The sequence below is a fragment of the Burkholderia sp. HAN2018 genome, assembly GCF_024704855.1.
In the GTDB taxonomy this organism is placed as follows: domain Bacteria; phylum Pseudomonadota; class Gammaproteobacteria; order Burkholderiales; family Burkholderiaceae; genus Burkholderia; species Burkholderia cepacia.
Genome location: NZ_QOBB01000507.1, coordinates 1 through 1,658 on the forward strand (window position 1 = coordinate 1; position 1,658 = coordinate 1,658).

The following is a 1,658-nucleotide window of genomic DNA, read 5'->3' on the forward strand; positions in this document are numbered from 1 at the left end:
AGGTCGAAGTCGACAGGGACGTGATCGAACTGTTGGCCGACGACAGACCCGTCGAGGTCGAAGTCGAGAGCGACGTGATCGAGCTGTTAGCCGACGACAGACCCGTCGAGGTCGAGGTCGACAACGAGGTGATCGAGCTGTTGGCCGACGACAGACCGGTTGAGGTCGAAGTCGACAACGACGTGATCGAGCTGTTGGCCGACGACAGACCCGTCGAGGTCGAGGTCGACAGCGACGTGATCGAGCTGTTAGCCGACGACAGACCCGTCGACGTCGAAGTCGACAGCGAGGTGATCGAGCTGTTGGCCGACGACAGACCGGTCGACGTCGAAGTCGACAGCGACGTGATCGAACTGTTGGCCGACGACAGACCGGTCGACGTCGAAGTCGACAGCGACGTGATCGAACTGTTGGCCGACGACAGACCGGTCGACGTCGAAGTCGACAGCGACGTGATCGAGCTGTTGGCCGACGACAGACCCGTCGAGGTCGAAGTCGACAGCGACGAAATGGCACTGGTCGCGGTACCGACCTGTTGGGCGACGGAATAAAGCTGGCTACCGTTGATCGCGTCGGTACTGGTCGACGTTACCTGGCCGGCGGCGACATTGGTGATTTGCCGCTCGTTGTTGGCGCTGCCGACGCTAACGGTGCCAACCGGCTTGGTGCCTGCGAATCCGCCGAACGTGACGCCGTCGACGGTTGCGCTGCTCGTGCCGACGGCCGCGGTGTCGGCCTTCGAGCCGGCGCCCAGCGCGACGGAATTGTTCGTGCTGGCGATGGCGCCGCTGCCGATGGCGACGGCGTCGGTGCCCGTCGCGGTGCTGTCGGCGCCGGTCGAGTTCGCGTGGAAGTACTTGATGCCCTGGCTGTTGATGCTGTCGATTGCCGAGCCGACGCTGTTGGCGGTCGACGTCGTGCCGTTCGCGTTGTATGTGGTGTACGACGGCGCCGAGACCTTGCCGGTTGTCGGGTCATACGTCGAGCCACCGCCAAGTGCCGAGGCCGTGCTGCTACCGAGGTTGTCCGTCTTCGTCGAGACCGTGCTCAAGCCGGTGGACAGCGAGCCGATCGAGCTGTTGGCCGACGAGAGGCCGGTCGAGGTCGAGGTCGACAGCGAAGTGATCGAGCTGTTGGTCGACGAGAGACCGGTCGAGAGCGAGCCGATCGAACTGGTGGCCGACGACAAGCCAGTCGAGGTCGACGTCGACAGCGACGTGATCGAACTGTTGGCCGACGAGAGGCCAGTCGACGTGGAGGACGACAGCGAGGTGACCGAGCTATTGGTCGACGAGAGGCCGGTCGAGAGCGAGCCGATCGAGCTGGTGGCCGACGACAGACCGGTCGAGGTCGACGTCGACAGGGACGTGATCGAGCTATTAGCCGACGAGAGGCCAGTCGACGTGGAGGACGACAGCGAGGTGACCGAGCTATTGGTCGACGAGAGGCCGGTCGAGAGCGAACCGATCGAGCTGTTGGCCGACGAGAGACCCGTCGACGTGGAGGACGACAGCGAGGTGACCGAGCTATTGGTCGACGAGAGGCCAGTCGACAGCGAACCGATCGAGCTGTTGGCCGACGACAGACCCGTCGACGTGGAGGACGACAGCGAAGTGACCGAGCTATTGGTCGACGAGAGGCCGGTCGAAAGCGAGCCG

Annotated in this window: 2 pseudogenes; one reads left to right on the forward strand and one right to left on the reverse strand. The window is 64.1% G+C overall.

Annotated features, from left to right (window positions below):
• A pseudogene (locus DPV74_RS42040) lies at positions 1–796 on the reverse strand (hemagglutinin); the annotation flags it as partial.
• On the opposite strand from DPV74_RS42040, the pseudogene DPV74_RS42045 reads away from it, so the two are divergent.
• A pseudogene (locus DPV74_RS42045) lies at positions 687–1,658 on the forward strand (hypothetical protein); the annotation flags it as partial. The pseudogenes DPV74_RS42040 and DPV74_RS42045 overlap by 110 nt on opposite strands.